This is a genomic window from Rhodococcus sp. NPDC054953 (genome assembly GCF_053609225.1).
Map to the genome: position 1 here is coordinate 1 of NZ_JBSGXD010000043.1, position 3793 is coordinate 3793.

General features: G+C 70.6%; 6 protein-coding genes. 2 read left to right on the forward strand and 4 right to left on the reverse strand.

From position 1 onward, the window contains the following. The 4 genes from ACWF62_RS20030 to rimP all read right to left on the reverse strand — a co-directional run. A partial coding sequence (locus tag ACWF62_RS20030) for a translation initiation factor IF-2 N-terminal domain-containing protein (protein WP_452631169.1) occupies positions 1-362 on the reverse strand: 362 nt, incomplete at its 3' end. Between the two features lie 176 nt (positions 363-538). Next, a complete protein-coding gene (locus tag ACWF62_RS20035) occupies positions 539-898 on the reverse strand; it encodes a YlxR family protein (RefSeq protein ID WP_378509443.1) in 360 nt (119 codons plus the stop codon). Positions 899-943: 45 nt separating this feature from the next. Next, a complete protein-coding gene (nusA, locus tag ACWF62_RS20040; protein ID WP_378509446.1) occupies positions 944-1963 on the reverse strand; it encodes a transcription termination factor NusA in 1020 nt (339 codons plus the stop codon). A 16-nt stretch (positions 1964-1979) separates the two neighbouring features. Next, on the reverse strand, positions 1980-2558 hold the full coding sequence (gene rimP, locus ACWF62_RS20045; RefSeq protein ID WP_452631171.1) for a ribosome maturation factor RimP: 579 nt from the start codon (positions 2556-2558) through the stop codon (positions 1980-1982). A 174-nt stretch (positions 2559-2732) separates the two neighbouring features. Here rimP and ACWF62_RS20050 point away from each other — a divergent pair, with 174 nt between their 5' ends. Both ACWF62_RS20050 and ACWF62_RS20055 read left to right on the forward strand, forming a co-directional pair. Then, positions 2733-3269, forward strand: a complete 537-nt coding sequence (locus tag ACWF62_RS20050) for a hypothetical protein (RefSeq protein ID WP_378509441.1) — start codon at positions 2733-2735, stop codon at positions 3267-3269. Then, positions 3266-3730 (forward strand): ferritin-like domain-containing protein, encoded by a 465-nt coding sequence (locus ACWF62_RS20055; RefSeq protein WP_378509440.1) that lies wholly within the window; start codon positions 3266-3268, stop codon positions 3728-3730. The genes ACWF62_RS20050 and ACWF62_RS20055 overlap by 4 nt, the downstream gene beginning before the upstream one ends. The last annotated feature ends 63 nt before the right edge of the window (positions 3731-3793 follow it).

Below are 3793 nucleotides of genomic sequence, written 5' to 3' on the forward strand. Positions count from 1 at the left end.
GCCGCGGGCTTCGGGCCCGGGGTCGGCGGCTTGGGGGCCGCCGCAGCCGGGGTGGGCTGCGGGGTCGCCGCAGCGGGGGCCGGGGCGGCAGGAGCCGCCGGGGCCGGGGCTGCCGGCTTCGGGCCGGGACGGGGTCCGCCCGGCTTCGCGGTGGTGGCCGGCTTCGCGGCCTCCTGGCGCGCTGGAGCCGCCTCCCCCTTGGCCGACGGGAACGACTCCCGCAGCCGTCGCGCAACCGGCGCCTCCACGGTGGAGGACGCCGACTTCACGAATTCGCCCTGCTCCTTGAGCCGAGCGAGAAGTTCCTTGCTGGTGACACCGAGTTCCTTGGCCAACTCGTGCACGCGGGCCTTGCCTGCCACTGCTCTCCTCTACTGAGAGGTCGAGCGTGGCTGATGCCCGCACGACCTCGGGTTAACTCCGATGGACGATCATCGTTGGTGCTTCACGGTGTGCTCATGAGTGTGTTTGCCTGACTCTTCTCGAGAGATTGCCTGTGTTCCCGGGTACTGGTGGTGCCGTTGTTCGAGTACCGGGTTCACGAGGTACTGCTCTGTTGTGGATGCGGTTCGATCAGGTGATCGGTGCCGAGTACCTCCGCACCGATCGCGCGATCGAGGGCCGCCGTGTCCAGGCTTCCGGACACTCGCAGCGCCCTTCCGAACGCTCGACGCTTCTCCGCCTGGCTCAGGCACCGCCGGTCGGGATGCAACCACGCACCTCGACCGGGAAGCCTGCGCCGCGGATCGGGTACCAGCACCCAGCCCTCCGGCCCGGTCTGTTGCGCCACGATCCTCAGCAGTTCAGCGGCCGACGCGAGTTTCCGACATCCGACGCAGGTTCGCACCGGATGACCGGTGCGCGGGCGCGCGTCTGTCGAGTACTCATGCCGAGCCATTGACCACTCTACCGCTGTTGTCCACCGTTATCCGCACGGCGTCCTCTAGACGCGCGTCGGGGCAGGCCCAGAGGCGCCGCCACCGTCCTGGGCCGCGTCGCTGCGAATGTCGATCCGCCACCCGGTCAGCCGCGCAGCCAGCCGGGCGTTTTGCCCCTCTTTGCCGATGGCCAGCGACAACTGGAAGTCGGGCACCACCACTCGGGCGGCCCGCGCCTCGGCGTCGACGACTGTGACGGACACCACCTTCGACGGCGACAACGCGTTCCCGACGAACCTCGCCGGGTTCTCGTCGAAGTCGATGATGTCGATCTTCTCGCCCGCCAGCTCACTCATGACGTTGCGCACGCGTTGCCCCATCGGGCCGATGCAGGCACCCTTGGCGTTCAGTCCCTGCACCCGGGACCCGACCGCGATCTTGGACCGGTGCCCGGCCTCGCGGGCGACGGCGACGATCTCGACCGACCCGTCCGCGATCTCCGGAACCTCAAGTGCGAACAACTTCCGGACCAGGTTCGGGTGCGTGCGCGACAGGGTGATCTGCGGGCCGCGCTGCCCGCGGGTGACGCCGACGACGTAGCACTTGATCCGCTCGCCGTGCTCGTACACCTCGCCGGGAACCTGCTCGGCGGCAGGCAGGATGCCCTCGGCTCCGGTGGCCTCGCTGCCGATCCGGACGACGACGACACCCCTTGCGTTGGCCCGGGTGTCGCGCTGGATGACACCGCCGACGATCTCCCCCTCGTGGGTCGAGAACTCGCCGAAGCTCTTCTCATTCTCCGCGTCCCGCAGCCGCTGCAGGATCACCTGTCGCGCCGTGGTCGCGGCGATGCGCCCGAAGCCCTCCGGGGTGTCGTCCCACTCCTCGCCGACCCGGTTGCCGTCGACATCGACCTCGGTCGCCATCACCCGAACAAGACCGGACTTGGTGTCGACATCGATCCGGGCGTGCGGCTGATGCCCCTCGGTGTGCCGGTAGGCGGTCAGCAGCGCGCTCTTGATGGTCTCGATGATCGTGTCGACCGAGATCCCCTTGTCGTCCTCGATCGCGCGCAGCGCCGACATTTCGATATGCACTTGTCTATCCCTCCACCTGGAAATCATCGTCAGACTCGCCGGGCTCCGGCTCGTCGATCACGCCGGGGAGCGCACGGCCCGCGGCCACACCCCCCGCCAACTCGAGCTCCTGCGCGTTCGGCGTCGAGAACTCCACCTGCACCACGGCCGTGCACACATCGGCGATGGCGATCTCCCGGACAACGGGCCCGCCCTTGGCTGGCACGACCAGGGCAACGACACCGTCACCGAGCACACCGACCCGGCCGAGCACCTTCTCGTCACCGATCTCGACCCGTACCCGCCTGCCCTGGGCGCGCCGCCAGTGTCTCGGCTCGGTGAGCGGACGGTCCACCCCCGGGGAGGTGACCTCAAGGGTGTACGGCGCCTCACCGAATTCGGTTGCGCTGTCCAGCCGGTCGGAGATCAGCCGACTCAGGTCCGCGACGGCGTCCAATCCGAGCCCGGCATCGCTGTCGACCATCACCCGAACGACACTCCGGCTGCCTGCCTTCGTGACCGTCACGTCCTCCAGGTCGTAGCCCTGGCGAGGGACGAGATCGGTAAGAAGCTCGATCACCCTCTCCTTCGACGGAACCGGCATCAGTAGAGCTCCTCGTTCAGTTGTGGTCGGATCAGTTGTGGTCGCTCGTCGGCGGCCTCGGGCAGCATTCGCCAGCCGCGGGGCGCGAGGATCTAGAATAACGCGGATTCGACGCCCCGGTGACCACGCCGCCCCTGCGCCTGAACGGGCACCCGGCCTGACAAGATGAGCGCCGTGCCCGCACCCTCGACTCTCCCGCCGCCGTCCGGCGCGGCTCCTCCCTCGTTCCCGGCACTGTCCCGACGCTCGGCGCTGAAGGTGGGCGCCCTGACCGTTGGTCTTGCCGCGGTCGCCGCCGCAGCGGGATGCGCGGGCGCGGACGATCATCCGGACGAACCCGACCCGCTGCTGGCCCCACTCGATGCGGCACGGCGGGACGCGGCCGCCGCACACGCCGCGGCCGCGGTCGCGCCGGAGCGAGCGGGTGCGCTCGCCGTCATCGCCACGGAACGCACCGCCCACGCGGACGCCCTTGCCGCCGAGATCACCCGCGCCGCGGGGCAGGATCCGTCGGTGGGCCCCGCGACCACCTCCGCGGCGCTGACCACCGCCCCCGCCGCACCCCCGTCGGTCGACGAGCTGCGCGGCATGCTGGCCGAATCTCAGCGCGGTGCAGCCACACTCGCCAGCACGCTGGACGGCCACCGGGCCGGTCTCCTCGGGTCGATCAGCGCGGCGGTCGCCGCGCAGCAGGCGGTGATGCTGCTATGACCTCCCCCACCACCCCCTCGGCGGCAACCCTCGGGCCGGAGCAGCAGGCCCTCGTCGACGCGCTGCGCGCCGAACACGCGGCGGTGTTCGCGTACGGCATCGTCGCCGCCTACTCGAACCCGACCCGGGCGGCGCAGGTCGCCGCGGACACCGCGGCGCACCGCGCGCGGCGGGACGCGACGATCGACGCACTGTCGGCCGCGAATGTCGATGCGCCTGGCGCGGAGCCGGGATACACGATCCCGTTCCCGGTCGCCGACCCGACGGCCGCGATCCAGTTGGCCGTGCAAATCGAGGCCGACACCGCGACCGCCTGGCGGTCGGTGATCGAACGCGCGCAGTCCGAGCCCGTCCGGGCGGCCGCCGTCGACGCACTCACCGAATCCGCACTCCGGGCAGCCAGCTGGCGGGCCGTCCTCGGGGTCAACCCGCCGACGGTCGCGTTCCCCGGCCAGCCCTAACCGCGCTCCGCGCCCGTGGGGGGGTTTTTCTCTCAGCAGGGGGGAAAGCAAAGAAGGGAGGGG

Excerpts from the sequence above, each read along its gene's own strand:
- ACWF62_RS20055 (WP_378509440.1), top strand. The coding sequence starts at position 3,266 with ATGACCTCCCCCACCACCCCCTCGGCGGCAACCCTCGGGCCGGAGCAG.
- nusA (WP_378509446.1), bottom strand. The coding sequence starts at position 1,963 with ATGTCGGCGCTGCGCGCGATCGAGGACGACAAGGGGATCTCGGTCGAC.
- ACWF62_RS20035 (WP_378509443.1), bottom strand. The coding sequence starts at position 898 with ATGGCTCGGCATGAGTACTCGACAGACGCGCGCCCGCGCACCGGTCAT.
- rimP (WP_452631171.1), bottom strand. The coding sequence starts at position 2,558 with ATGCCGGTTCCGTCGAAGGAGAGGGTGATCGAGCTTCTTACCGATCTC.